Origin of the sequence: Brachymonas moutaii (nom. illeg.) (genome assembly GCF_049977365.1) — a bacterium.
Classification (GTDB): Bacteria; Pseudomonadota; Gammaproteobacteria; order Burkholderiales; family Burkholderiaceae_C; genus Brachymonas.
In genome coordinates this window covers 353351-379639 of record NZ_JBNGEN010000001.1, presented here as the reverse complement: position 1 = coordinate 379639, position 26289 = coordinate 353351, and the positions used below count along the sequence as shown (strand labels likewise).

Sequence of the window (26289 nt, the reverse complement as noted above, 5' to 3'; positions counted from 1 at the left end):
GCATTGCCGCAATTTTCCCGTAGGCCCCTGACTCTGGCGTGCTGGAGTCTGGCCTGTCTCATGACCCCTCTCGGAGCCTGGGCGGACAGCCTGTGGTTCGATGCGCAGAACGCGCCCCGCCCAGTGGCCCGGCAGGCTGTGCAGCGCCTTTCCGCCGCGCGTGAAGATGGGCTGTTGCCGTCTGACTACGCGGCAGAGACGCTGGCTCAGCTGGTGCGCAACGCCGGAACCCGGCCATTGCAGGCAGCCGAGGTGCCTGCCGCCGATGGGCAGTTGACCCGGCAGGTCGAGCACTACCTGCATGACCTGCATGCCGGTCGCGTCAATCCCCGCACCCTGGGAGCGCGCTACTCGTCCGCCGATGGAGCCGTGCCTTTCGATGCCTCTGCCGTGCTGCGTGATGCGCTGCAGGCCCAGAACCTGGATCAGGCCTGGCGTGCCGCGACGCCCCGCACGCCCATGTACGATGACCTTCATGCTGCACTCAGGCGTTACCTGCGCCTGGAGCGTGGCAGCCTCTGGAAACGCAGCGCAGGAGCCGATGGGCAGGTGGTCACAGATGCAGAGGGGTCTGCCTCCATGCCAGTCGCTCCCCAGCGCAAGGCGAACAAAAAACATCCGGCAGCACAGACGACGGCGGGGTCTTCTCTGGCCGAGCAGCGCCTGGTCGCTCTGGGCGATCTGTCGGCAGCCGATCTGGAGGGCAGTTCCGCTTCCGGCAAGAAGGCGTTTCAGGCCGGGGTGCGTTCCTTCCAGCAGCGACATGGGCTGGCTGCCACGGGAGTGCTGGATGCAGCCACACGGGCGCAGCTGGAGGTGCCACCTTCCTCTCGGGCAGAGCAGATTGCACTCACCATGGAACGCATGCGCTGGACTCCTGTGCTCAAGGGGCGGCGCAGCATCGTGGTCAACGTTCCCGAGTTCTATCTGAGAGCCTATGACAACGCCAGTGGGCAGGCCGAGGAAAAACTCGGCATGCGGGTGATCGTCGGCAAGTCACTGGACACTCGTACCCCCCTGTTCGACGAGGACATGCGCTACATCGAGTTCAGCCCCTACTGGAACGTGCCGCCCTCGATCGAACGCAAGGAGCTGGTTCCCCATCTGCGGCGCGATCCTGGTTACCTCAAGCGGGGGGGATTCGAGATCGTGACGGCTGGAGGCGGCGTTACCACCAGCGCTTCTGCCGGGGTGCTGAATGCCGTGCTGGCAGGCAAGGCGCGCATCCGCCAGCGTCCTGGGCCCAAGAATGCCCTGGGCGACGTGAAGTTCGTCTTCCCCAACAATTCCAACATCTACCTGCACCACACATCGAGTCCGGGACTGTTCTCGCGCACCCGACGTGATCTGAGTCACGGCTGCATTCGTGTCGAAGAACCCGTGCAGCTTGCCGAGTTCGTGCTCCAGGACGATCCGGCATGGACGGAAGAACGCATCCGCAAGGCCATGGATCGGGGACAGCCCACCACAGCACGCCTCAAGGAGCCGCTGCCCGTGGTCATCACCTACAACACCGCTGTGGTACGTGATGGAAAGGTCTATTTCTTGGGCGATCTGTACGGCCAAGACCGTGTATTGGCGCAGGCCCTCTCTCACCAGGGAACTGCAGGAAAGGCCCCTAAGTCCGCGAAGGCGTTACAAAAAAATGATAGCCCCAGAAAGGGGCGATGACTACAATGAGCAGGCTGTCTTCAGCAAATCCATTCCTGTAGGGTCCGTTCTCCAGGAATGCGGGGAGAGTTTTCTCCCCGCGCTTCGATGCCGGAAAGCAGAGTGCTCAGGCGGCGTGTCCGCAGGACATCGATATATTTCCCGTGGTCATGCCATGCAGCGGGAGTCATGGGGAACGGGCTGGTTGTTCAGGCATTGAACGTATGACATCTCAGCACAATTCCCATCGACGTCGTTTTCTCGGGGGGGCCATGCGGGCCGCCCAGGTATCTGCCGCAGCAGGTCTGCTCATGAACGGAGGGCGGGCCCTGGCGTTCAGCTCGCCGGTGCTGGCCCCGTTGTCCGGCTCCCGCAGTCTTTCATTTGACAATCTGCACACGCAGGAAAGTCTGCGGCTGGTGTATGCCGTGGGGAGCGATTTCGTGCCCCAGTCCCTCAATCGGCTCAACGTGTTCCTGCGAGACCATTACAGCGGCACGGTGGGCCACATGGATCCCCAGTTGTTCGACGTGCTGTTCCGGCTGCGGCAGGTCATCGGGTCTCGAGAGTCCTTTCAGGTCATTTCGGGCTATCGCAGTCCAGCCACCAATGAAAATCTGCGAGAAACGCGTGCAGGGGGAGTGGCCAAGCACAGTCTGCACATGGATGGCAAGGCCATCGACATTCGTCTTCCGGGCACTTCGCTGTCAGATCTGCATGGTGCGGCACTGTCCCTGCAGGCTGGGGGCGTGGGCTTCTATCCCCGCGAGAACTTTGTCCATATCGACACCGGGCGCGTGCGCCGCTGGGGTGGCTGAGAACCTCTCCATTCCGAATCGTTCGGTTGGCTCCTTGTCCGAATGACTGATGCAGCCCACGGGCTTGGCTCAGGAGCTGACCGCGCTCAGTTTTCCATCTCGGCAGGTGCCGTCCAGGTGCCGCTCTTGCCGCCGCTCTTGGCCAGCAGGCGGATGCCGTCGATGTGCATGCCGCGGTCCACAGCCTTGAGCATGTCATAGACGGTCAGCAGGCCAGCCATGACTCCGGACAGGGCTTCCATTTCCACCCCTGTGCGTCCCACAGTCTCGGTGGTGACCTGAATGTGTACCTGGTGGTGCGCGTCGCTCTGCGTGAATTCCACATGCACATGGGTCAGTGCCAGAGGGTGACACAGCGGAATCAGGGAAGCCGTCTGCTTGGTTCCCTGAATGGCCGCCAGGCGTGCCACGCCAATCACATCCCCTTTCTTGGCGCTGCCTTCCTGCAGCAGGGCAAAGGTGGCCGGCTGCATGGAAATATGCCCGGTGGCGGTGGCCACGCGCCGGGTCATTTCCTTGTGGCCCACATCGACCATGTGGGCCTGTCCGCTGGTGTCAAAATGCGTGAGGGAGGACATGCTGTGCAATCCGAAACAAGAGGTGTGCGATGGGCGATAGTGTAGTGGCTGAGGAGGGGAGGGCCGCTGCAGCGTCCTGCAAGCCCGCACGGCAACAGGCGGTGCTGGGGATTGTGGGGTGGTCCGGCAGCGGCAAGACCACGCTGATCGAGCGGCTGCTGCCTGCCTTGTGCCTGAGCGGGATGCGGGTGTCCACCATCAAGCACAGCCATCATGACATCGTGCTTGACGCGGAAGGCAAGGACAGTGCCCGGCACCGATTGGCTGGAGCTGCCGAGGTGATGGTGGTGAGTCCGCATCGGTGGGGTCTGTTTGTCGAGACCGCACAATCTCCCGACCTGACCGCGCAGCTGGCGCGGATGGCACCGGTCGATCTGGTGCTGATCGAAGGGCAGAAGCATCTGCAGATTCCCAAGATCGAGGTATGGCGTCCTGCGCTTGGCCGGACTCCGCGGTACGGGGAAGATCCCTGCGTGATCGCAGTGGCCACCGATGCCATGGAAGACCTTGCCGGTGCATGTTCCTTGCCTGTTCTCAATCTTGATGCCGTCGAGTCTGTGGCAGACTTCGTGCTTGCGCAATGGAGGCAGGGGTGCCTGTATCCATTGCTTTCATCAGTTCAATCAAGTTCACAGAGATGATCAGAATTCTGTATTTCGGTGCCCTCAGGGAGCGCCTGGGCACCGAGGCCGAGGAACTCGCCTGGACGGCTGGCTGCACCAGCGACACGCTGCTCGCCCAGCTGCGCAGCCGGGATGCCCATTGGGCCGAGGTGCTGGCTCCAGGGCAGGTCTTCAGGGTCGCCGTGAACCGGCAGATCGCTCACGGCGATACGCCCGTGCCGGATGGGGCCGAGGTCGGCATTCTGCCTCCGGTCACGGGGGGATGACACCATGTGGCTCAAGGTGGATGTAGGGCCCGAGCCCTTTGAGATGGCAACCGAGGAGCGGCTGCTGCGCGAGCAGGCGGGAGATGCAGGAGCGCTGGTGGCTTTTCAGGGCATGGTGCGGGCTTGTGACCATGCCCATCCGCTGGCAGCGCTGCATCTGGAGCATTATCCCGGACTCACCGAGTCGGAGATCGCACGCATCGCCCAGGAAGCCGGCCGCCGGTGGCCGATCACTGCGTGCCGTGTGGTCCATCGCGTGGGGCGTCTGGAGCCTGGAGAAGGCATCGTGCTCGTGCTGACGGCTTCGCCACACCGGCGTGCGTCGTTTGCCGCTGCGGAATACCTGATGGACTACCTCAAGACCGAGGCCCCGTTCTGGAAACGCGAGGAATTTGCCGATGGCAGCCATCAATGGGTCGAGGCACGGCACAGCGACAGCGAGGCACGGCAGCGCTGGGAATCGGCATGACCGACCGCACCAGGATCCTTGGACTCGTGCTGGCAGGCGGAGAGGGACGACGCATGGGGGGGCGCGACAAGGGACTGCTGCCGCTCGGCAATCGACCCATGGTGGCCCATGTGCTGGAACGGCTCATGCCCCAGGTGGCCTGTGCATGCATCAGCGCCAACAGACACCTGACGGCTTATGCCGAGCTGGGTGTTCCTGTCTGGGGCGATGCGCCGGCATGGCAGGGCATGGGGCCGCTCGCCGCACTGGCCAGCCTGCAGGCACTGCATGCCACTGCATCTCCAGGGGCGGTGCTGTACCGTGGGGCATGGGTTCAGCTCGCACCCTGCGACACGCCTGAATTTCCCTCGACACTGGTGGCCAGGCTGGCGGCCGCCTGGGAGAAAAATCCCGGTCTGGAGGTGGCCTATCCCTGCACGGAAGCAGGGCCTCAGCCCGCCATGCTCCTGGCGACCTGGGCAGCCCTTGCCTCTGTGGCGGAATATCTGGAAGAAGGTGGCAGAAGTCTGCGTGGCTGGATTGCCCGCCGCCATTCCATCGCAGTCGACTGCGAGGATCTTGCTGCCGGTTTTGTCAATGCGAATACGCCGGGGGCATTGCTCCGGCTCGAACAGAAATGGAAGGAATCCCATGCTTGATTACCACGAGGCACTGACACAGTTGCTCGATGCCCTGCCGGGGCCTGTCGGGGGACATGATCTGCCGCTTGCCCAATGCGTAGGGCGGGTGCTGGCGAATTCAGTGGTGGCGTGTCAGGACACGCCCCTGTTCGACAACAGTGCCATGGATGGCTATGTCGTAGCCGACACCTCCGGGCATCTCACAACATTCACGGTGGTCGACCGGATCGCTGCGGGCGATGCAGCCAGCTCCCCGCTGCGCGAAGGGGAGGCCGCACGCATCTTCACCGGAGCACCAGTTCCGGCTGGGGCCACGGCCGTGGTTCCGCAGGAACAGACCCAGCGCGACGGCACCCTGGTCCACATGGAGCAGGCGCCCCGGGCAGGCAGCAACATCCGCAGGCGGGCAGAGGAATACGCAGCCGGCGCCGTGCTGCTGGCACCCGGCACGGTGCTGGACGCAGCGGCCATCGCACTGGCGGCCAGCCAGGGACATGCCTGTCTGTCCGTGACCAGGCCTCTGCGGGTCATGGTGTTTTCGAGCGGCAACGAGCTGCGGCAGCCTGGTGAAACGCTGGCCTCTGGGCAGATCTGGGACGCCAACCGCTATCAGCTGCTGGCATGGCTGGCCGGGCTGTCTGTCGAAGTCATCGATGGGGGCATCCTGCCTGATGAGGCCAGCGTGACCCGCATGCGCCTGCAGGAGGCGGTGGAACAGGCCGATGTGGTTCTGACCAGCGGCGGCGTCTCTGTCGGAGAGGAAGACCATGTACGGGCTGCGCTGGAGGCGATCGGGCACCTGGAAGTCTGGAAGCTTGCCATCAAGCCCGGCAAGCCCTTTGCCTGGGGAACGGCCGGCAGAGCCCACGTCTTCATGCTCCCGGGCAATCCAGTGGCCACATTCGTCACCTTCCATCAGATGGTGGCTCCCGCACTGCGCCGGTTGCAGGGACAGCCTGCTTCGGCAGTCCGACCTGCTTCCTTCCAGGCAGTGTCTTCCTTTGCACGGAGCAAGCGCGAACCGCGTCGTGAATTCCTGCGCGCCGTGATGACCCCCTGCGAGGATGGCCGTTGGGCAGTGCGTGCCCTGCAGGGACAGGGCTCCGCCATGCTGTCGGCCTGTGTGGAGGCCAATGCCCTTATGGAAGTCCCGCCGGATACGCCAGTACGAGAAGGCGATCTCCTCACCGTGTATCCCCTGCCCCTGAAATCCTGGAGTGTTTCCCATGTCTGATGCTGATGCTTCTGTTTCCCTGCCTTCCGTGCGGATCGGCCTCGTATCGGTGAGCGATCGTGCCAGCACTGGGGTGTACCGGGATGAGGGATTGCCGGCCCTGCGCGCCTGGCTGACCTCGGCGCTCGACAATCCTGTGGAGTGGGTGGAGCGACTCATTCCGGACGAGCAGCCCGTCATCGAGCAAACTCTTCGCGCACTGGTGGATGACGAAGCGTGCAGCCTGGTGCTGACGACCGGGGGAACAGGGCCTGCACCGCGCGATGTGACTCCGGATGCCACGCTGGCTGTGGCCGACAGGGTCATGCCCGGCTTTGGCGAGCAGATGCGGCAGATCAGTCTGTACTACGTGCCCACAGCCATTCTGTCGCGGCAGGTGGGTGTCATTCGTGGCCAAAGTCTGATTCTGAATCTTCCTGGCCGTCCCAAGTCGATTCAGGAAACGCTCGGAGGCGTGCGCGATGCGGAGGGCAGGGTGGTGGTCCACGGCATCTTTGCCTCAGTGCCCTATTGCATCGAACTGATGGGGGGACCGTATCTGACCACCCGACCTGAAATCGTCACTGCCTTTCGGCCGAAGAAAAAGTAGCATCGGCGTGCTCCAGAGCTGGAGCCTTCTGACGCTGGAAGGTCAGCCCCCGGTCATGGACATGAAGCGAACCGTCTGCTCGGGCTTTTCGTTGAATTCATGGCGTTCGGGCTTGAGCTCGATGGCCTGCCGGAGCGCCTCTTCCAGATCGGTTTCGCTGCAACCGCTGCGCAGCCGCTCGCGCAGCGCAAAATCGTCGTTCTGGCCCAGACACATGTACAGAGTGCCATCCACAGCCAGTCGCACGCGGTTGCAGCTGGCGCAGAAGTGCTGCGACATGGGCGTGATCAGGCCCAGGGTGAAGCCAGTGGCAGGACTGCTCCAGTAGCGGGCAGGGCCGCCCCCCAGGGGGGCAGTGTCGGGAACCAGACCGTGTCGTGCCTGCAGGCGCTCCATGACCTGCTCGAAGGGCATGCCCTGGGTTTGTTGCCCGGTATGTCCCATGGGCATGGCCTCGATGAGGCGCAGCACGAAGCCGCGTTCGATGCAGAAGGCCACCATGTCGTCGACATCCGAATCATTCACCCCCACCATGGGCACCATGTTGATCTTGATGCGCCGGAAGCCGGCCTGCTGGGCGGCCTCCAGACCGGCCAGTACCCGGGGCAGACTGTCGCTGCCGGTGATGGCCTGTACGCAATCTCCGCGCAGCGAGTCCAGGCTGACGTTGAGGCGGTGCAGGCCGGCATCGCGCAGCGCCTGTGCATGGCGTGCCAGCTGTGTGCCGTTGGTGGTGAGCGACAGATCCTCCACCTGTGGCAGCTGTGCGAGCCGCGCGATCAGCTCAGGCAGATTGCGCCGGAGCAGAGGCTCGCCCCCCGTCAGCCGGAATCTCCGGGTGCCCAATCGCGCAAAGGCCGCTGCCACTCGCACGATTTCGTCAAAAGTCAGCCAATGGGCAGGCTCCTCGAAGTCGCGGAATCCCTTGGGAATGCAGTAGCTGCAGCGCAGGTCGCAGCGATCCGTCACCGAAATGCGAACGTAGTCGATGCTTCGCCCGAATCGGTCACGCAGACTGTCGGATGCCGGTGGCAGGGCCGCGTCGGTAGGCTGAGAGGAAGGGGAGAACATGCGGCCATTGTCCCGGCAACGGGTGATACGAGCGGATCAAGGGAAAATTTCCCCTTCGGACGGGCATGGATTGCGGGTGGGAACCGCGAAATTCGTTGGGCAATCCCAGCGCATGTGCGCGCCGGTGCAGGGGTGAACCAGTTCAAGCATGCAGGCATGCAGCAGCAGGCGGGGGGCCATGGCCTGGTTTTCGGGCGAGCCGTACAGGGTGTCTCCGGCAATGGGGTGTCCCAGCGACTGCAGATGCACCCGCAGCTGGTGGGAGCGTCCGGTCACAGGCGCCAGCTCCAGCACCGTGTGGGCGTCGTCGGGGCGATGCCAGTCCGGGGTCAGCATGCCCGAATGTGCCGCAGCATCGGCAGGCAGAACCCTCCAGCGCGTGAGGCTGGGCTTGCCCAGCACTGGATCGATCTTGCTGCGCGGACGATGAGGCCAGTCGACGATCAGCGGGGCATCGATGGTGGACCAGCCTTCCGCATCGAGAGCGGTCTGCGGCAGCACGCCCTCCACCACGGCGACATAGCGCTTGTGCACCTGCCGCGCAGCAAAAGCCATGCTCAGACTCCGGTGCACGGCAGCACTCCGGGCCATGACCAGCAGGCCGCTGGTGGCCATGTCCAGGCGATGCACGATCAGTGCCTCGGGCCAGATTGTCTGCACGCGGCGGGCCAGACAATCCTGGCGATCTGCGCCGCGTCCCGGAACACTCAGCAGATCGGCCGGCTTGTCCAGCACCAGCAGATGTGCATCCTCGTGGATCACCGAAAAGTGTGCATGGGAAGTCATGAATGGGAATAAAGGGCTGTATATGCACGAAAAATGGTCACGTGCGATGGCCAGAGCAGGCCATGCACGCACGAAATTGGGCCCTGCGGTCTGCGGGAGCTGCAGTCCGCTCGGGTAAACTCTAGGGTGTCATGATTTTGTCAAATCGCACGAGAGTTCGCTTCCGTGCGAACAGGAATGGCACTGGCCATTGCCTGCATCGGTATCGTCTTCAGGTATACGCATGTTCCTCAGCAAGCTTCTTCCGCACGACCAGAATTTCTACGAGCTGCTCGATCAGCATGCGGCCTGCATTGTCACTGCCGCACGGGCCTTTTCCCAAATGGTGGCCAACTATGCGGATCCCGTGGCGCGCGAGAAATTCAACCGCGAAGTCGACGAGGCCGAGCAGCAGGCCGATGGCATCAACCAGCATGTCAGCGTGGCCTTGCGCAAGACCTTCATCACGCCCATTGACCGGGACCAGATCCACCAGCTGATCGACACCATGGATGACGTGGTCGACCTGATCCAGGACTGCACCGAGACCATGTCGCTCTACGACATCCATGCGATGACGCCCGACATCGTCAACCTCACTGAAATCACCCTGCGCTGCTGCGAGGCACTGCAGGGCGCCATCGAAGGTCTGCCCCGGCTGCAGAAGCAGGAAACTGCTGCTCAGGTGGTACGCCAGTGCGCGCGCATCGACGAGCTTGAATCCGAAGCCGATCAGGTGCAGCGCGAAGCCATGAGCCGTCTGTTCCGCCAGGAGACGGATGTGCGTGAGCTCATCAAGCTCAAGGCGGTCTACGAAGTGCTCGAAAGCGTCAGCGACCGCTGCGAGGACGTCGCCAAGATCGTCGAGGGCGTGGTGCTCGAAAACTCCTGAGCATCCGCGCGGCGCCTCGGGCACCGGACTCTCCTGCACTGTGTTTTCTGCCCGCGGGCAGAACGGTGCAGGCACCGGATGCGCCTCAAGGGCGCCATTTCACAGACCAACAGGGAATACCATGCAGGCCGCTTCAAGCGCATTGTGGATCGTCATCATTCTGGTCATGCTTGCCGTGATCTTCGACTTCATGAACGGCTTCCATGATGCCGCCAACTCCATCGCCACGGTGGTGTCCACCGGAGTGCTCAAGCCGGTGCAGGCGGTGGTGTTCGCGGCCTTCTTCAATTTTCTGGCCGTGTTCATCTTCCATCTGAGCGTGGCGGCAACCGTGGGCAAGGGCATTGTGTCGCCCGGCATGGTCGACATCCATGTCGTGTTCGGCGCGCTCACGGGAGCCATTGTCTGGAATGTCATCACCTGGTTCTTCGGCATTCCCAGCAGCTCTTCCCATGCCCTGATCGGCGGCATCGTGGGGGCTGTGGTGGCCAAGGGGGGAGCCGCATCCCTGCTGTGGGGCGGTATCGGCAAGACGGTGCTGTTCATCGTGCTGTCGCCACTGCTGGGATTCGTGCTCGGATCGCTCATGATGGTGCTGGTGTCCTGGGTCTTCCGCCATACCCGGCCCGGGGCCGTCGATCGCTATTTCCGCCGGCTGCAGCTGCTTTCCGCCGGCGCCTACAGCCTTGGGCATGGAGGCAACGATGCACAGAAGACCATCGGCATCATCTGGATGCTGCTGATCGCCACCGGCTTTGCCAAGGCAGGCGAGAGCAGTCCACCCACTTGGACGATTCTGCTGTGCTACACCGCCATTTCCATGGGAACGGTGTTCGGTGGCTGGCGCATTGTGCGCACCATGGGGCAGAAGCTCACCAAGCTCAAGCCGGTAGGGGGGTTCTGTGCAGAGACTGGCGGGGCCATGACCCTGTTCCTGGCCACGGCACTCGGGGTGCCGGTGTCTACCACACACACCATCACCGGTGCCATCGTCGGAGTCGGGTCGACCCAGCGGGCCAGCGCCGTACGCTGGGGTGTCGCTGGGAACATCGTCTGGGCGTGGATTCTCACCATTCCGGCAAGCGCTCTGGTGGCGGGCCTGGGGTATTACCTGAGTCTGGTGCTGTTCGCACACGCCTGACTGCGCCGGCACGACCGGGCTTGAGGCCATAGGGCATGGTCATGCCATGCCCTGTTTCTGCCACACAGGGTCTGTTTCTGCGACTTTCAGGGTAGATGAAACAGGCATTTTCCCTTTATAATCACACGTTTTCAGTGTTGTCGCTGGCCGGGTGGCCAGTTGCGTGTCTCAAGCACTGGAAGAATTTTTCCACCCGAAGGATTTGATCATGGTCGTTATTCGACTCTCCCGTGGCGGCGCCAAGGCCCGTCCGTTTTTCAATGTGGTCGTGGCCGACAAGCGCGTGCGTCGTGATGGCAGCTTCATCGAGCGCCTGGGTTTCTACAATCCCAGCGCCAAGGATGGTGAAGAAGGCTTGCGTATCGCTCTGGACCGCCTGAACTACTGGAAGAGCGTGGGTGCACAGGCATCTCCCACCGTGGATCGCCTGGTCAAGCAGCTGTCCAAGCAAGTGGCAGCAGCCTGATCGGTCGGCCCAGTGCCGGTATCCGGGCAAAGCCCAGTGGTTTCCACTGGGCTTTGCTTTTTCTGAAAAGCCCCTATGGTGCAGGTGCAGACCTGCAATGGCGCACGGCTGGGTTGGCCTTGCGCTTCCCTGCCTCATCTTTTATTCGTTCTCTCTTCTTCGCGCATCATGACTCCAGACCTCGCCACCTTGCTCGCTCCATCCTCTCTTCCGGAGGATGCCGTGGAGGTTGCACGCATCGGTGAGCCGTGGGGTGTGCGTGGCTGGTTCAAGATCATTCCCTACAGCACGGCTCCAGATGCCCTGCAGAAGGCCAAGATCTGGCATCTGCTGCCGGCAGAGCGGGGGGCGCGCCACTTCGGTGGTGTGCTGGATCTGGCGGTGCGTCAGGTGCGTGCGCATGGCGATGGGCTGGTCGCCCAGTCGGCTGCCATCGAAACCCGGGACAGCGCAGAGCTGCTGAAGGGCGCGCGCATCTTTCTGCCTCGGTCGGCGTTCCCTGCTCCGGCCGAAGGAGAATATTACTGGGTCGATCTGATCGGCTGTGTCGTGCGCAACCGTGAGGGTGTGGAGCTGGGTGTGGTGAAGGATCTGCTGTCCATGGGGCCCCAGACCACCCTGGTGCTGGAGGCCGCCGCACCGGAAGGCGAGGATGCCCGCCCGGTCGAACGTCTGATTCCTTTTGTCGATGCCTTTGTGGATGAGGTGGATACGGCAGGGCACCACATTCTGGTGGACTGGCAGCCGGATTACTGAGCTGCAAGCGAGTGAATCTTCATGCGTTTTGACGTCATTACCCTTTTCCCGGAGCTCATTGCCCCCTACCTGGAAACAGGCGTGACTCGTCGAGCCTATGCCTCCGGCCAGATGCAGGTGCGTCTGTGGCAGCTGCGCGATTTTGCCGAAGGACACTATCGGCGCGTCGACGACCGTCCCTTCGGAGGTGGCCCTGGCATGGTCATGCAGGCCGAGCCACTGGCCAAGTGTCTGGCAGCGATCTGGCAGGAGCGGGGAGTCGATCCTGCCACTTCTGCTGCTTTGCCTCCCGTGGTGCTGTTCTCTCCGGTGGGGCGGACTCTGCGCCATTCCGCTGTGCAGCAATGGGCGGATGGCGAAGGGGCAGTGCTGGTCTGTGGGCGCTACGAGGGGGTGGATCAACGGTTCATCGATGCCAGTGTGACGCATCAGATCAGCCTGGGGGATTTTGTGCTCTCAGGGGGGGAGATTGCCGCCGTGGCACTGCTGGATGCCGTGGCCAGGCTGCAGCCGGGGGTGCTGCATGACGAGGCCAGTCATGTGGAAGACAGCTTCAATCCTGCTCTCGATGGCCTGCTCGACTGCCCGCATTACACACGGCCGGAAGAGTGGCAGGGTCGCAGGGTGCCCGACGTGCTGCTCGGCGGGAACCATGCTGCCATTGCGCGCTGGCGACGGGCACAGAGCGTGTCGCTCACCCATATGCACCGGCCGGATCTGCTGCAGGAGGCAAGGCGCCTTCCCACCTGGAGCGCGGCCGACGAACGTCAGCTCGAAGCACTGCACCGTCCGCCCAGGGACACGTCCGGGAACTGAGCAGATACGCCCCTTGCCAGCGGCTGCAGGCGCAGGCAAAGGCACGTGCCATCATGCATCTGGACTCTCCCGCTCCAGGAGTATGCGCATTCAGTGGGCTTCGGCGGTATCTGCAGTATCTGCAGAGGGAGCTGGATCGTCGAGGAAGCAGTCGCGGAAGCTGTAATATTGCGAGGCGAAGAACATGGCTCCCATGACCACCGCGACGACCTGTTCGGCAATCAGCATGAGGCCCATGCTTCCGATGGCGCTCATCACCAGCGACACCACGAGCATCGTGAGCATGACAATGCCCACCCATGCCATGGCGTACAGGAAAAAAGCCTTGAAGTTGCGCAGGCATGCCACCACGCTGAAGAACAGGCTCTTGAGTGCCGGCACTTCATGCCAGTACACCAGTGCGGGCGCATGCCAGAAAAACATGGACAAAAGGGTCGTCAGCACGCCAGCGGTGAACGTGGACAGGAGCAGCCCGGGCGATTGAATGCGCTGGATCATCTCCTGCTGGTTGAGTTTTTCACCCTCGATGAACAGACGGATGAATTCCCCGCCATCGATCAGCCAGGTCACTCCCACCACCATGCCGAAGCCCAGCGCATAGATCGCACCGAGCTGCAGCATGGCGCTGCGACGGGAATCTGCCTGCCTGAAGGCCAGGAACAGGATCGTGGGCATGGGGTACAGCCCGGCACGGACCTTGCGCGTGGCGGCCATGTAGCCGAGCGTGCATGCGGGGAGCACGAGCAGGGCCAGGACGGGCCCGACCATGGGGAGCATTCCGAGCAGGCTCACGACCATCAGGAACATCAGGTACAGCCCCAGCAGCGCGATGGGCTTGCGCCGGAAGGTGGCCATGCCTTCGCGTACCCACTGGATGCCCTGTCCTGCAGGAACGATGTTCAGGCGCATGGGCAATCCCCGGAGTTGGCCACCGTGACCGGATGGGCGATGCGTTCGCGCAGCACCCGTTCGAAATGCACGGGATCATGGGGGGTGAGCATCTGTGCCTCGCGGGGCAGAAAATAATCCCACAGCCGCGAGATCCAGAATCGCAGGGCAGCGGCACGCAGCAGGGCGGGCATGAGTGCACGTTCGGCTGCTTCCAGGGGGCGCACGTCTTGGTAGGCTTCGAGCATGGCATCCGCTCGACGAGGTTCGAGTGCTCCGGTGGCATGGTCGATGCACCAGTCGTTGAGGCAGACGCCCAGATCGAACAGCCAGGTGTCGACACCGGCAAAGTAGAAGTCGAAGCACCCGGTAAGGATGTCGCCGTCGAACATGACATTGTCACGGAACAGGTCTGCGTGGACCGGCCCCCGTGGCAGCGCGGCATAGGAGGCCCCTGCGGCGATGTGGTTCTGGTAGGCCAGTTCGCTGCGCAGGAGCGTGGCCTGCTCTGCATCGAGATGGGGGAGCACCTGGGGAGCGGTTTCGTTCCACCATGCCAGACCGCGCAGATTGGGCTGCTGGCGCGGGTAGTCACGGGCGGCGAGGTGCATGCGCGCCAGGGTCTGGCCCACGGCTGCGCAATGCACGGGCAGGGGCTGCAGCTGGCTGCGTCCGGCAAGCCGGTTCACCACGGCGGCAGGTTTGCCGCACAGAGTGAACAGGATATCGCCCTCCTGGTTGCCGGCAGGCTGGGGGACGGGGATGCCACGCAGTGCCAGGTGCTGCATCAGGTACAGGTAAAACGGGAGCTGTTCAGCCGTCAGGCGCTCGAAGAGGGTGAGGACATATTCTCCCTGGTCGGTGGTGGCGAAGTAGTTGGTGTTCTCTATGCCGCCGGAGATGCCTTGCAGCGCCTGGAGCTTGCCGATGCGCAAAGTGTCGAACAGGGAAGTGGCAGCCTCCAGAGAGACTTCGGTGAATACAGCCATGGGATCAGTGGACAGGACGAACCGGACTTCGGAGAGCCGGCCATAGGGAAAAGGGGACCAGGCGATGCATTCCGGTCTGGGGGCGACCGGAACCATGCCCAAGAGGGGCAAGGGGACTCAGAATTTGAGCACGTTCCAGACCCGCTGGCCGCTCAGCGGGTTGGGTGTGGTGCGCTCCGGCACGATGTCGTAGGCGGGGGTATGGCCGTAGTGCGGCTGCACGCTGATGCTGCGGGCTTCGCCGCCTTCGCGGACTTCATCGATGGTGCTGCCGCTGTCGCTGTGATGGAGGTGCTCGATCTTCTGGTCATGCGTGCGAGGTGCAGCATCCGCAGGGGCGATGTCGGAGGTGCGCTGGGCCGGCTGGGGTCTTTCCCGGGAACCGGAGGCCGCTGGGGAAGAGGGCACACCGATCTGAGCATCGGACTGGGCCAGCGCACTGCCGGTCGGGCATCCGATTGCAAGGATCAGGGAAAGAAGAAGGCGAGAGTTCATGAAGGACACAAAAAATGGGCAGAAAATCAGCCCACTGTCGATGGGGCCGAAGGGGCGGGGCACATCCTTTTCCCCCTGTCGGTGAGACAGGCAAGGAATGGCCAGGCGATGTCATTGCAGGTTTCCATTTTAGAGCCTCCGGCCGTGCGCCATGCCACGCTGGCTTTGCAGGCACAATCACGGCATCATGCAAGATTCGGTACTTTCTTCGTCTTCCACGTCCTCCCCGGCCTCGACTGAGAGCGGGGAGCCTTCGGCTTCTTCCGACAACACGCTGCTGCTGGTGGATGGCTCCAGCTACGTGTATCGTGCCTTTCATGCGGGGGGCAACTGGAGCGTGACCCTGCCTGACGGCACGCACCAGCCTACCGGCGCGTTGCGCATCATGGTGAACATGATGCAGTCGCTGGCCCGCGAGTATCCCACCCGCTATGCCGTGTGTGTGTTCGATGCCAAGGGCAAGACCTTCCGCAACGATCTGTACCCGGACTACAAGGCTAACCGTCCCCCCATGCCGGACGATCTGCGCAGCCAGCTGGCCCTGATTCACGAGGTGGTGGAACTGCTGGGCTGGCATGTGCTGGCCATCGAAGGGGTGGAAGCCGATGACGTCATCGGCACGCTGAGCCGCATCGCTTCCGATCGGGGCATGCATGTGGTGGTGTCGAGCGGGGACAAGGACCTGAGCCAGCTGGTGGATGCGCGTGTCACCATCATCGACACCATGAACGGCAAGCGTCGGGACGTGGCGGGGGTGGAGGCCGAGTTCGGGGTACCGCCTTCCCGCATGATCGATTTCCAGACGCTGGTGGGAGATCCGGTGGACAACGTCCCGGGCGTCTACAAGGTGGGGCCCAAGACGGCAGCCAAGTGGCTGCAGGCCTATGGCTCAGTCGATGCCGTGATGGCCCATGCCGACGACATCAAGGGGGCGGCCGGCGAGCATCTGCGCAAGGCGCTGCCCTGGCTGCCCACGGCCCGCACCCTGGTGACCATCAAGACGGACTGCGACCTGCGGGACCGGATCGAGGGATTTCCGTCCTTCGATGCGCTGGCCAAGCATCCGCCCCGGGTGGAGGATCTGCGCAGTTTCTATCTGCGCTATCAGTTCAACAGCCTGCTCAAGACTTTGCCGCGCGTCTCCGAGGCCCATCAGAATGGCGTCCCGACGGGGCATACGGAGGACCTGTTCGCAGAGGGGATCACTCCCGAGCAGGGACAGGCGCCGGGCGAACAGGAAGTGCGGTATGACACCATCCGCACGCAGGCGCAGTTCGAGGAATGGCTGCGTCGCATCGATGCGGCGGAACTCACTGCCATCGACACCGAAACCACTTCGCTCGATGCCATGCAGGCCCGTATTGTAGGGATCAGCCTGTGCGTACATCCCGGTGAAGCGGCCTACATTCCTTTGGCCCACGAAGGCCCCGATGCAGGCGAGCAGCTCGCCCTGCAGGAAGTGCTCGACCAGTTGCGCCCGTGGCTGGAAGATGCGGCACGGCCCAAGCTCGGCCAGCACATCAAGTATGACCGGCACGTGCTGGCCAACCATGGCATCGAGGTTCGGGGCTATGCGCATGACACCATGCTGCAGAGCTATGTGCTGGAGGCGCATCGTCCACACAGCCTGGAGAGTCTGGCGCTGCGGTTCCTGGGGCGCACCGGACTGAGCTACGAGGATCTGTGCGGCAAGGGGGCAGGGCAGAAGCCCTTTGCCCAGGTGCCGGTGCAGGATGCCACGGTGTATTCCTGCGAGGATGCCGACTTCACGCTGCAGGTGCATCGCAGGCTGTGGCCGGAGTTGCAGCTTCATGAGCCGCTGGCGCACATCTATGCGCTGGAAATGGCCACGAGCGAGGCGCTTTTCCGTGTCGAACGCAACGGTGTGCTCATCGATGCCGGCGAACTCGCGCGGCAGAGCAACGAGTTGGGGCTGCGCATGCATGCGCTCGAACAGCAGGCCCATGAGATGGCTGGACAGCGCTTCAATCTGGGCTCTCCCAAGCAGATCGGCGAAGTGCTGTTCACACAGCTGGGACTGCCTGTGGTCAAGAAGACGGCTTCCGGTGCTCCCAGTACCGACGAGGAGGTGCTGGAAAAGCTTGCCGAGGATTTTCCGCTGCCTCGTGCGCTGCTGGAGTTTCGCAGTCTGTCCAAGCTCAAGAACACCTATACAGACAAGCTGGCCGCCATGGCTGATCCGGTCACAGGCAGGGTGCATACCCACTATGCGCAGGCCGTGGCGGTCACCGGCCGCCTGTCGAGCAACGAGCCGAACCTGCAGAACATTCCGGTGCGCACGCCCGAAGGGCGCCGCATCCGTGAAGCCTTTGTCGCAGGTCCCGGCAACCTGATTGCCAGCGCGGACTACAGCCAGATCGAGCTGCGCATCATGGCGCACATCAGCGGGGATGCAGCCCTGATCCGCGCTTTTGAGACAGGGGTGGACATCCATCGTGCCACTGCCTCGGAGGTGTTCGGAGTGTCGCCGGAGGCAGTCAGCACAGAACAGCGCCGATATGCCAAGGTCATCAATTTCGGTCTTATCTACGGCATGAGCAGCTATGGACTTGCCAAGTCCCTGGGCATCGACAACGGCGCGGCACGCAACTACATCGAGCGGTATTTCGACCGCTATCCGGCTGTGCGTGCCTATATGGAGCGCACGCGCGAACAGGCGCGCGAACAGGGCTATGTCGAGACGGTCTTCGGACGACGCCTCTATCTGCCGGATATCCGCAGTCCCAACGGTCCCCGCAGGGCTGGGGCCGAGCGGGCTGCCATCAATGCGCCCATGCAGGGCACCGCGGCCGATCTCATCAAGAAAAGCATGGTGGCCGTGCAGAAGGCGATCGACGACCGGCACATGGCCACCCGCATGATCATGCAGGTGCACGATGAACTGGTGTTCGAGCTGCCCGAATCCGAGGCCGACTGGGTGCGCGAGCAGGTCCCGTCGCTCATGGCAGGCGTCGCACGGCTGCATGTTCCCCTGATCGCAGAGATTGGCATCGGGCCGAACTGGGAGCGTGCCCACTGAGGGGCAGCCTCTGCCTCACCGCCGAACGGGGAGAAAAAAGGGGAAATGCCCTTCTCAGCCCCTGGCCACGGGAAGCGGTGGCTGGTGCGTGCACCAGGCGCTCCAGCTTCCTGCGTACAGCGTGGGAGTCGGGCGGCCGCTCAGCGCCAGTGCGAGCACGTTGGGGGTTGCGCTCACACCGCTGCCGCAATAGACCGTCACCGGCAGGGCTGTATCGGTACCCAGAAGCGCATCGAACTCCTCCCGCAGCTGGGCAGGGGACTTGAATCGTCCGTCGGGTCCCAGGTTGTCCGAGAAGGGGCGGTTGAGAGCCCCCGGGATATGGCCTGCCACAGGGTCCATGGGTTCCACGTCGCCCCGGTAGCGCGGTGCGCCGCGCGAATCGACCAGCCTGCGGTCAGGGGCGTTCAGGTGTGCCAGCACTTCTTCCGTGGAGGCCAGAATCACCAACGCCGGCTGCATGACGAAGTCGGAAGACGTTGCAGGAGCGGCAGAGGCTTCCCCGGAGGCAAGGGGGAGGCCCTGTGCCTCCCACCCCTGCAGACCGCCGTCGAGCACCGCGACGGCAGCATGCCCCATCCATTGGAGCATCCACCAGAGCCGGCCGCAGTAGTTGCAGCCGTTGCGGTCGTACACCACCGCCTGCATCCCGTTGTGGAAACCGATGTGCCTCAGCCAGGCGGCAAAGGTTTCGCGGTCGGGCAGCGGGTGGCGACCAGCGCTCACAGCGTGGACAGGGTCATGGGTGCTCAGGGCATGGTCCAGATCGGCATAGACGGCCCCCGGAATATGGCTTGCAGCGAACATCCGGGGACCGGCTGCCGGATCTGACAGCTCGAAGCTGCAATCGAACACCATGACAGGAGCGCCGGCAGCACGCAGCTGCTGCAGCTCTTCAGGGGAGATCAGAAGGGAATGAAAAGATGGCATGACGAAGATTCTCGGGACCGAAAAATGGAGGAGCGATTCTGGTCAGCGATCCGCATGCCCCTGAGCGATGCCGGGTGGAAGTGGAGGAATGCGCCTGCAGTGTTCCCGTGCATCAGGAAGTGCGGTGCGCCGCTGCGCCAGACCCATGCTGCCGCAGCCAGGTGGCAGCCACTCCACTGAGCACGATGATGCCCATGCCCCACCATGCCCACGGATGCAGATGCTCCTTGAACAGCAGAATGCTGAAGAGAGAAGCATATACCAGCCCCAGGTATTGCAGTGTGGCAACCACCAGCGTCGATCCCCGGGTATAGGCCCGTGTCAGGCACAGCTGACCGAGTGAGGCAAATATTCCGGTGGCTGGCAGCAGCCAGGCTGTCTGCCAGTGCAGGGGCGTGAATCCCCCGAAGACCAGGGTGCCGACCAGGCCCACGAGCGTGGTGCCGAGCGAAAAGTAGAACACGGTACGCAATTCGGGCTCCCCTGCCTTGCCCAGTGCACTGACCTGCATGTAGGCCATGGCCGACAGCATGCCGGAGCATACACCCAGCACGCTGGGCAGAGGCGCGTTGCCCTCGAACCGCGGATCCAGCAGCAGCACGACGCCGACGAATCCCGCCACCACGGCCACGAAGAGCCAAGGGTAGGCCATTCTGCGGGTTTTCCACCAGGCACCGGCAATCAGGATCGTGCCGATCCACACGCTGCTCATGTTGTTGAGCGTCATGGCCGTGGCGAAGGGCAGGTGTCCGATGGCGTAGAACCACAGCGACATGGCCGCAATGCCGGCAGCATTGCGCTGCACATGCAGCCGGGGTACGGGCGTGGCCAGCGACAGCCCGCTCATGCGCAGCATCACCGCGAACATCACGATGCCCGTGAGCCCCCGGTACATCACGATCTCCATGGTCTGGTAGGAACTGGATGCGAGCTTGATGCAGACCCCCATCATGGCAAAGAACAGGGCGCCGAGCGCCATCCAGAGGGCTTGCATGCGATGTCAGATACGGGAGCGGTTAAAAAAGGCCCGTCCAGCAGGGTGGACGGGCCTCGGATTCAGAGAGGAGACGAGCGCACCGCATTACCGGGGCAGGGCATCCTGGGCGAGGTCTTCGGGGGATCCCACCTTGCGGCGGTACCACTCATGGAAATGCTGCATGCCATCTTCCATGGGACTTTGGTAGGGGCCCACTTCGTTGTCGCCACGCTCCAGCAGAGCCTTGCGGCCGGCATCCATGCGCTCGGCGATTTCGTCGTCCTCGATGCAGGTCTCCATGTAGGCTGCGCGCTGCGCTTCCATGAATTCGGGCTCGAAGGCCGCGATCTCCTCGGGGTAGAAGAATTCCACCAGATTGAGCGTGCGATCCACGGCAAGCGGATGCAGTGTGGACACCGTCAGCACGTTGGGATACCACTCCACCATGATGTGAGGGTAATACGTCAGCCAGATGGCACCATGCTCTGGCAGTTCGCCATGGCGGTATTTCATCAGCACATCCTGCCAGTGCTTATAGACCGGGCTGCCGGATTTCTTGAGCTGGTTGGCGATGCCGACGGTCTGGACGGAATACTCGGGCTTGAATTCCCAGCGCAGGTCATCGCAGGTCACGAAGTTGCCCAGTCCGGGATGGAAGGGGCCGACGTGGTAATCCTCCAGATAGACCTCGATGAAGGTCTTCCAGTTGTAGTTGCAGACATGCGATTCGACATGCCCCAGCACATACCCGTCGAAAGTCAGCGAGCTTGCCGGGCCCATGTCGGCGAGATCGGCATGGATGTCGCGGCCGTTGTCCTCGAACAGCATGCCGTGCCATTCGTGCAGGCGGTAGTTGTGGAGATCCAGACACGGATCATGGCTGAAATAGGGGGCGCCCAGCAGCTTGCCCCCGGCACTGTAGGTCCAGCGATGGAGGGGGCAGACGATGTGACCACCGGATTTCTCGGCCAGGTTGCCGCGTCCCTTGAGCATGACGGCCTGACGGTGCCGGCAGACATTGGAGACGAGCTGGATGCCTTCAGGGGTGTGCACGAGCGCACGCCCCTCGTTTTCCTGGGGCAGGGCGTAGTAATCCCCCACATTCGGTACGGACGCCACATGGCCGACGTAGCGCGGCCCCTGGGCAAAAATGGTGTCGAGCTCGCGCCGGAAAAGCGCTTCGCTGAAATAGCTGCTGACGGGGAACTGGCTTTTGGCCTGCTGTAATTGAAGACTTAAATCAGACATCTTGTCCTGACCTAGAGACTCCCCCTATGAAGGGGCAGGTGCGCAAGGTGCGCGAAAAGGTGAAGCATGTCGAAACATTGCGGGAAGCACATGCCACCATGCCCCCACCGGCGAATCTTCAATTGTACCTTACACCCCCTGTTTGCAGAAATGTCCCTGTTCCCGGCCAAGGGAAGACGCATCCATGCCCGAGGTCTGGGCACCGGCAACAGGGGGAATGGCGGGAGCAGCAGCCCAACGCCGGATGCCGCACAGGAAAAGAGGCCGCCATGTTCATGGCCGGCCCTTACAATTCGAGGCATATTCACGGTAAAACCGAACGATGACCAGTAAGAAACAATCTGCCGGCGACAGAATGCCGGCCACCTACGAGGCCGCCCTGGCGGAACTGGAGTCTCTGGTGCAGACGCTGGAATCGGGACAGACGCCGCTCGACCAGCTGCTCGAAAGCTATCGCAGGGGATCGGCACTGCTCGAATTCTGCAAGGAACGCCTGGCCTCCGTGGAGCAGCAGATCCGCGTGCTCGATGCTTCCGGACAGCAGACCGGCGACGCCGTCGGAATCCGCGAGGAGACTTCTCATGACTGAGCATATGCATACGCCGGAAATCCAGGGCGATGCTCCCTGGGCCGCGCAGCCCTTTGCAGCCTGGAATCGCCATGTGCTGGAAACCGTCGAATCCGGGCTTGATCGATGGGTGGGGCGGGATGCCCCTTCTCCGCTCAAGGAAGCCATGCGCTATGCCGTGCTCGATGGAGGCAAGCGTCTGCGGCCTCTCCTGGTGTATGCCGCAGGAGAAGCGGTGCAGGGCCATGCAGGGGCCATGCTGCGGGCGGCCTGCGCCGTGGAGCTGATCCATGCCTACTCGCTCGTGCACGATGACATGCCCTGCATGGACAACGATGTGCTGCGGCGGGGCAAGCCCACCGTGCATGTCCAGTTCGGGGAGGCGGGGGCACTGCTGGCCGGGGATGCCCTGCAGGCACTGGCCTTCGAGCTTCTCGCGCCTCCCCCGTCAGAGGACGACATGCCCGTCGAGATGCAGGCCCAGCTCTGCAGGCAGCTTGCCCGTGCTGCGGGAGTGACCGGCATGGCCGGGGGACAGGCGATTGACCTGGCCAGTGTGGGCAAGCGCCTGTCGGCACCGGAGCTTCAGCACATGCATGAACTCAAGACAGGGGCTCTTCTCAGGGCCTGTGTGCGCATGGGAGCGGCTTGCGGAGCGGAAGTGGAAGACAGGGCGCAGGAGGCGCTGGCCGAATATGGTTCGGCCATGGGTCTGGCTTTCCAGGTGGTCGACGACATTCTGGATGTGGTGGCGGATTCGCAGACCCTGGGCAAGACGGCCGGCAAGGATGCGGCGCAGGACAAGCCCACCTATGTGTCCCTGATTGGGCTGGATGCCTCCCGGGCCTTTGCACGCGATCTGCATGACCATGCCCTGACTGCGCTGCAGTCTTCCGGACTGTCCAATACCGCACGGTTGAAGGCCCTGGCCGACCTCATGATCGATCGCGCCTTCTGAGTTCTGTCCGGCTCATTACAATCGTGAGCAGACAGGCACGCCCAGAAACCGTGCATCTCCCCCATCACCGGCAGAGGCATGTCGCCTTGGCATGCTCCTGCCCTTCAGGACGTGTCCTTCATGTCATCCTTGTTAGACAGCATTCACAATCCCCAGGAACTGCGGCGACTGCCCCGTCAGCAACTCGTGGCGCTGGCCGATGAACTGCGCGGTTTTCTTCTCGACAGCGTTTCAAAGACAGGGGGACACCTCAGCTCCAATCTGGGGACCGTGGAGCTGACGATTGCTCTGCACTATGTGTTCAATACGCCCGATGATCGCATCGTGTGGGATGTGGGGCACCAGACCTATCCCCACAAGATCCTCACCGGACGCAAGGCCCGCATGCCCACGCTGCGGCAATGGCAGGGACTGAGCGGTTTTCCCAAGCGCGACGAGAGCGATTACGACACCTTCGGCACCGCACATTCGAGCACCAGCATCTCGGCGGCGCTGGGCATGGCCGTGGCAGCACGCCAGCAGGGACTGACCGACCGCCAGCACATCGCCGTCATCGGGGATGGCGCCATGACGGCCGGCATGGCCTTCGAGGCCCTCAACAATGCAGGAGTCGAGGACGACATCAATCTGCTCGTCATTCTCAACGACAACGACATGAGCATCAGCCCTCCTGTCGGAGCGCTCAACCGCTATCTGGCGCAGCTCATGAGTGGCCGTTTCTATGCGCAGGCACGCCATGTGGGCAAGAGCGTGCTCAGGAACGCCCCTCCGCTTCTCCACCTGGCCAAGCGGCTGGAGGAGCAGGCCAAGGGCATGGTGGTGCCGGCCACGCTGTTCGAGAAGTTCGGCTTCAACTACATCGGCCCCATCGACGGGCATGATCTCGAATCGCTCATTCCCACCCTGGAAAACATCCGCAAGCTCAAGGGCCCCCAGTTCCTGCATGTGGTGACCAAGAAGGGACACGGCTACGAGCTCGCAGAGGCCGACCCCGTGGCCTACCATGGCCCCGGGAAGTTCGATCCTGCCGTGGGGCTGCAAAAGCCTGCAGGCACGCCCAGGACTACCTTCACCCAGGTGTTCGGAAAATGGCTGTGCGACATGGCTGCGCACGACAAGCGTCTGGTCGGCATCACGCCGGCCATGCGCGAGGGGTCTGGCATGGTGGAGTTCCATCGCCGCTTCCCCGACAGCTATTACGACGTGGGCATTGCCGAGCAGCATGCCGTGACCTTTGCGGCCGGTCTGGCCTGCGAAGGGCTCAAGCCGGTGGTGGCCATCTATTCCACCTTTCTGCAGCGTGCCTATGACCAGCTGATCCATGACGTGGCGTTGCAGAATCTGCCGGTCGTGTTCGCACTGGACCGGGCCGGACTGGTCGGAGCCGATGGTCCGACCCATGCCGGCAACTACGACATCGCCTTCACGCGCTGCATTCCCAACATGAGTGTGGCCTGCCCAGCCGATGAGGCCGAATGTCGGCAGCTCCTGTCGACCGCCTATGCCCAGAACAGCCCGGTGACGGTGCGGTACCCCCGTGGAGCAGGTGTGGGGCATCCCCCCCGTGAAGGACTGGAAGAGCTTCCCTATGGCAAGGCCGAGCTGCGCCGGCAGGGCAGGCGCATCGCCATCCTCGCTTTCGGCACGCTGCTGTATCCGGCGCTGGAAGCCGCCGAGCGGCTTGATGCCACGGTGGTCAACATGCGTTGGGCCAAGCCGCTCGACCATCAGATGCTCATGCAGGTGGCAGAGGGGCACGAGGCACTTGTCACCATCGAGGACGGCTGCATCATGGGAGGGGCAGGCAGTGCCGTCATGGAGCATCTGCAGGCACATGGGCTGAGTCGACCGGTGCTGCAGCTGGGATTCCCGGATGTGTTCATCGAACACGGAGACCCGGTGCGCCTGCTGCAGATGCAGGGACTCGATGGCGCAGGGATCGAGGCCTCCATCCGCCAGCGCTTCGGGGCATCCTGAAACAAGCGCATGCAGCCGGTCTCGGACAGACGAGTGCCGGTGGATGCTTTGGCAGTCGTGCATGTTCCACACCAGGCATGGGAAAGTGCGGACGCAGGTCCTGCAGGGGAGCGTCCTATAATTCGGCGATTTTCCAAGTTGGATGACTTCAAGGGAGTAGAGATGGATCGACGTTCACTGGTCAAGAACCTCGGGATCGCCGGGGCTACGGTGGCTGCAGGCGCGCTGGCGGCGTGCGGCAAGAAGGAGGGTGCCGATGCCGGTGCCTCCGGTGCTGTGAAGGGGGCGCCTGCCGTGCAAAGTGGCGAGACTGTGCGCTGGCGTCTGGCTTCGAGCTTTCCCAAGTCGACCGACACCATCTACGGCAGCGCAGAGCGGTTCGCGGAAACCGTCAAGCAGCTCTCGGGCGGTAAGTTCGAGGTGACCGTGCATGCAGCCGGTGAGCTCATGCCGGCCTTCGGCGTGGTGGATGCCCTGCAGAACAACACCATCGAGATGGCAGAAACCGCGTCCTACTACTTCACTGGCAAGGATCCGATCTTTGCCTTTGGCTGTGCAGTGCCTTTCGGGCTCACCACGCTCCAGATGGATGCCTGGATGGACCAGGGCAATGGCCGCAAGCTCATGGACGAGTTCTACGCCAAGTACAACATCAAGAGCGCCAGCGCCGGCAACACCGGTACGCAGATGGGGGGGTGGTACCGCAAGGAAATCAACACCCCCGAGGACCTCAAGGGGCTGAAGATGCGCATGGGCGGCGGCGTGTTCGGCGAAGCCATGCAGAAGCTGGGCGTGGTGTCCCAGAACATGCCGGCCGGCGACATCTACCAGGCGCTGGAGAAGGGCACGCTCGATGCCGTGGAATTCGTCGGCCCCTATGACGACGAAAAGCTCGGCTTCAACAAGGTGGCCCCCTATTACTACTATCCCGGCTGGTGGGAAGGCAGCGCCGAGCTGGAATTCTTCATCAATGCCAAGGCCTACAACGCTCTGTCGGCCACCAACAAGGCCATTGTCGATGCAGCTACCCGCGTGGCTGCTGCCGAGACCACAGCCAAGTACAACGCGCGCAACCCCGGCGCCCTCAAGCGTCTGGTGGCTGCCGGCACCCAGCTCAAGCCTTTCTCCAAGGAAGTGATGGACGCCGGGTTCAAGGCCTCGATGGAGGTGTTCGCCGAGCACGAAGCCAAGTCGCCCGAGTTCAAGAAGATCCACCAGTCGATGCGTGAATTCCAGCGCGACCAGATCCTCTGGAACCGCTTCTCGCAGTTCCGCTTCGACAGCTACATGGCGACGGTCAAGGTCTGATCCTGGCTGCGGCGCAGCTGGTGCGCCGTCTGTCTGTGCGTTCCGAGGCGGGGATGTACCGACAGCAGGTCACAGGCAGCGCCCGCAGGCTGCCCTTCTCAGGCTCCCTGTGCCCTTTTGGGCAGGGAGCCTTTGTTCTGGGCGGAGGCTTCACGAAG

The 26289-nt window shown here is 63.0% G+C and carries 27 protein-coding genes; 18 read left to right on the top strand and 9 right to left on the bottom strand.

Translation table 11 applies throughout. The features are described 5' to 3' along the window. Positions 1-60 precede the first annotated feature (60 nt). Together ACP2WS_RS01720 and mepK are read left to right on the top strand one after the other, a co-directional pair. Positions 61-1671, top strand: a complete 1611-nt coding sequence (locus ACP2WS_RS01720; protein ID WP_374490880.1) for a L,D-transpeptidase family protein — start codon at positions 61-63, stop codon at positions 1669-1671. Between the two features lie 203 nt (positions 1672-1874). After that, on the top strand, positions 1875-2468 hold the full coding sequence (gene mepK / locus ACP2WS_RS01715; RefSeq protein ID WP_374490878.1) for a peptidoglycan L,D-endopeptidase MepK: 594 nt from the start codon (positions 1875-1877) through the stop codon (positions 2466-2468). An 86-nt stretch (positions 2469-2554) separates the two neighbouring features. Here mepK and moaC read toward each other — a convergent pair whose 3' ends face one another. Further along, positions 2555-3046 carry a cyclic pyranopterin monophosphate synthase MoaC gene (gene moaC, locus ACP2WS_RS01710; RefSeq protein WP_426459216.1) on the bottom strand — a complete coding sequence of 164 codons (492 nt, stop codon included), beginning with the start codon at positions 3044-3046 and terminating at the stop codon, positions 2555-2557. A gap of 29 nt (positions 3047-3075) precedes the next feature. On the opposite strand from moaC, the gene mobB reads away from it, so the two are divergent. Genes mobB through mog form a run of 6 tightly spaced genes read left to right on the top strand, consistent with a single transcriptional unit; the run spans position 3076 to position 6847 of the window. Then, positions 3076-3687 (top strand): molybdopterin-guanine dinucleotide biosynthesis protein B, encoded by a 612-nt coding sequence (mobB, locus tag ACP2WS_RS01705; protein ID WP_426459214.1) that lies wholly within the window; start codon positions 3076-3078, stop codon positions 3685-3687. Then, entirely contained in the window at positions 3684-3935 is a 252-nt protein-coding gene (locus ACP2WS_RS01700) for a MoaD/ThiS family protein (protein ID WP_426459212.1), read from the top strand. Before mobB ends, ACP2WS_RS01700 begins: the two co-directional genes overlap by 4 nt. Before the next feature lie 4 nt (positions 3936-3939). Continuing rightward, positions 3940-4404 (top strand): molybdenum cofactor biosynthesis protein MoaE, encoded by a 465-nt coding sequence (locus ACP2WS_RS01695; protein ID WP_426459210.1) that lies wholly within the window; start codon positions 3940-3942, stop codon positions 4402-4404. After that, entirely contained in the window at positions 4401-5042 is a 642-nt protein-coding gene (gene mobA / locus ACP2WS_RS01690; RefSeq protein ID WP_426459208.1) for a molybdenum cofactor guanylyltransferase MobA, read from the top strand. The genes ACP2WS_RS01695 and mobA overlap by 4 nt, the downstream gene beginning before the upstream one ends. Continuing rightward, positions 5035-6258: a molybdopterin molybdotransferase MoeA gene (locus ACP2WS_RS01685; RefSeq protein WP_426459206.1), complete on the top strand. Its 1224-nt coding sequence runs from the start codon at positions 5035-5037 to the stop codon at positions 6256-6258. The genes mobA and ACP2WS_RS01685 overlap by 8 nt, the downstream gene beginning before the upstream one ends. After that, positions 6251-6847 carry a molybdopterin adenylyltransferase gene (gene mog / locus ACP2WS_RS01680; RefSeq protein ID WP_426459204.1) on the top strand — a complete coding sequence of 199 codons (597 nt, stop codon included), beginning with the start codon at positions 6251-6253 and terminating at the stop codon, positions 6845-6847. Before ACP2WS_RS01685 ends, mog begins: the two co-directional genes overlap by 8 nt. A 42-nt stretch (positions 6848-6889) precedes the next feature. Here the strand turns inward: mog and moaA are convergent, their stop codons facing one another. After that, a complete protein-coding gene (moaA, locus tag ACP2WS_RS01675) occupies positions 6890-7918 on the bottom strand; it encodes a GTP 3',8-cyclase MoaA (protein ID WP_426459202.1) in 1029 nt (342 codons plus the stop codon). A gap of 36 nt (positions 7919-7954) precedes the next feature. After that, entirely contained in the window at positions 7955-8704 is a 750-nt protein-coding gene (locus ACP2WS_RS01670) for an RluA family pseudouridine synthase (RefSeq protein WP_426459200.1), read from the bottom strand. A gap of 223 nt (positions 8705-8927) precedes the next feature. On the opposite strand from ACP2WS_RS01670, the gene ACP2WS_RS01665 reads away from it, so the two are divergent. From ACP2WS_RS01665 to trmD, 5 genes are all read left to right on the top strand, one after another. Then, positions 8928-9575, top strand: coding sequence for a DUF47 domain-containing protein (locus ACP2WS_RS01665; RefSeq protein ID WP_374490857.1), 648 nt, complete (start codon positions 8928-8930; stop codon positions 9573-9575). 121 nt (positions 9576-9696) lie between these two features. After that, positions 9697-10716 (top strand): inorganic phosphate transporter, encoded by a 1020-nt coding sequence (locus tag ACP2WS_RS01660; protein WP_374490855.1) that lies wholly within the window; start codon positions 9697-9699, stop codon positions 10714-10716. Between the two features lie 208 nt (positions 10717-10924). Next, a complete protein-coding gene (rpsP, locus tag ACP2WS_RS01655; protein WP_426459197.1) occupies positions 10925-11182 on the top strand; it encodes a 30S ribosomal protein S16 in 258 nt (85 codons plus the stop codon). 168 nt (positions 11183-11350) lie between these two features. Continuing rightward, complete coding sequence (gene rimM / locus ACP2WS_RS01650; protein WP_426459195.1) at positions 11351-11938, top strand: ribosome maturation factor RimM; 588 nt, start codon at positions 11351-11353, stop codon at positions 11936-11938. A gap of 21 nt (positions 11939-11959) precedes the next feature. After that, entirely contained in the window at positions 11960-12754 is a 795-nt protein-coding gene (gene trmD / locus ACP2WS_RS01645; RefSeq protein WP_426459193.1) for a tRNA (guanosine(37)-N1)-methyltransferase TrmD, read from the top strand. A gap of 90 nt (positions 12755-12844) precedes the next feature. Here the strand turns inward: trmD and ACP2WS_RS01640 are convergent, their stop codons facing one another. The 3 genes from ACP2WS_RS01640 to ACP2WS_RS01630 all read right to left on the bottom strand — a co-directional run bounded on the left by ACP2WS_RS01640 (position 12845) and on the right by ACP2WS_RS01630 (position 15126). Continuing rightward, positions 12845-13663, bottom strand: a complete 819-nt coding sequence (locus ACP2WS_RS01640) for a BPSS1780 family membrane protein (RefSeq protein ID WP_426459191.1) — start codon at positions 13661-13663, stop codon at positions 12845-12847. After that, complete coding sequence (locus tag ACP2WS_RS01635; protein WP_426459189.1) at positions 13654-14631, bottom strand: homoserine kinase; 978 nt, start codon at positions 14629-14631, stop codon at positions 13654-13656. The genes ACP2WS_RS01640 and ACP2WS_RS01635 overlap by 10 nt, the downstream gene beginning before the upstream one ends. A 117-nt stretch (positions 14632-14748) precedes the next feature. Then, complete coding sequence (locus ACP2WS_RS01630; RefSeq protein WP_426459187.1) at positions 14749-15126, bottom strand: hypothetical protein; 378 nt, start codon at positions 15124-15126, stop codon at positions 14749-14751. 187 nt (positions 15127-15313) lie between these two features. Between ACP2WS_RS01630 and polA the strand changes: the two genes are divergently transcribed. Then, a complete protein-coding gene (gene polA / locus ACP2WS_RS01625) occupies positions 15314-18166 on the top strand; it encodes a DNA polymerase I (RefSeq protein ID WP_426459185.1) in 2853 nt (950 codons plus the stop codon). Between the two features lie 54 nt (positions 18167-18220). On the opposite strand, the gene ACP2WS_RS01620 is transcribed toward polA, so the two are convergent. The 3 genes from ACP2WS_RS01620 to ACP2WS_RS01610 form a co-directional block, all read right to left on the bottom strand. Then, positions 18221-19096, bottom strand: coding sequence for a sulfurtransferase (locus ACP2WS_RS01620; protein ID WP_426459183.1), 876 nt, complete (start codon positions 19094-19096; stop codon positions 18221-18223). A gap of 112 nt (positions 19097-19208) precedes the next feature. After that, positions 19209-20090, bottom strand: coding sequence for a DMT family transporter (locus ACP2WS_RS01615; protein WP_426459181.1), 882 nt, complete (start codon positions 20088-20090; stop codon positions 19209-19211). 87 nt (positions 20091-20177) lie between these two features. Then, positions 20178-21320, bottom strand: a complete 1143-nt coding sequence (locus tag ACP2WS_RS01610) for an aromatic ring-hydroxylating oxygenase subunit alpha (RefSeq protein WP_426459179.1) — start codon at positions 21318-21320, stop codon at positions 20178-20180. A gap of 322 nt (positions 21321-21642) precedes the next feature. Here ACP2WS_RS01610 and xseB point away from each other — a divergent pair, with 322 nt between their 5' ends. From xseB to ACP2WS_RS01590, 4 genes are all read left to right on the top strand, one after another. Next, on the top strand, positions 21643-21909 hold the full coding sequence (xseB, locus tag ACP2WS_RS01605; protein WP_426459177.1) for an exodeoxyribonuclease VII small subunit: 267 nt from the start codon (positions 21643-21645) through the stop codon (positions 21907-21909). Then, the gene (locus ACP2WS_RS01600) at positions 21902-22846 is read left to right on the top strand and encodes a polyprenyl synthetase family protein (RefSeq protein ID WP_426459175.1); all 945 of its coding nucleotides are present in this window, start codon (positions 21902-21904) and stop codon (positions 22844-22846) included. Before xseB ends, ACP2WS_RS01600 begins: the two co-directional genes overlap by 8 nt. 120 nt (positions 22847-22966) lie before the next feature. Beyond that, complete coding sequence (gene dxs / locus ACP2WS_RS01595; RefSeq protein WP_426459173.1) at positions 22967-24823, top strand: 1-deoxy-D-xylulose-5-phosphate synthase; 1857 nt, start codon at positions 22967-22969, stop codon at positions 24821-24823. A gap of 162 nt (positions 24824-24985) precedes the next feature. Beyond that, positions 24986-26131, top strand: a complete 1146-nt coding sequence (locus ACP2WS_RS01590; protein ID WP_426459171.1) for a TRAP transporter substrate-binding protein — start codon at positions 24986-24988, stop codon at positions 26129-26131. Positions 26132-26289 lie beyond the last annotated feature (158 nt).